General features: G+C 63.0%; 1 protein-coding gene. It reads right to left on the reverse strand.

The window, feature by feature from the left end; translation table 11 throughout:
• The coding region (locus AC0IYH_RS33270) for a response regulator (protein WP_471838676.1) at positions 1–246 on the reverse strand (246 nt) is incomplete at both ends.

The raw sequence follows: 246 nt of genomic DNA on the forward strand, positions 1-246 counted from the left end.
TCCCTGGCATCTGCACGTCCATGAACACCAGGTCGAATTCTTGTTCCCGGGCGATCGCCAAGGCGTCGAAACCGCTGCTGGCGACCGTGACCTGGGCACCCATGCCGTCGAGCAGGGTTTGCACCAGCAACAGGTTGGCGGCGTTGTCGTCGACGCACAGGATGGTCGGCGAGTGTGTGGTGCTGCGCCGCGCCTGCTGGCGTATTTGCTTGGGGACGATCAGTTCGGTCAGCGTACGTTGCAGCT

The sequence above is a fragment of the Pseudomonas sp. AC463 genome, assembly GCF_979253585.1.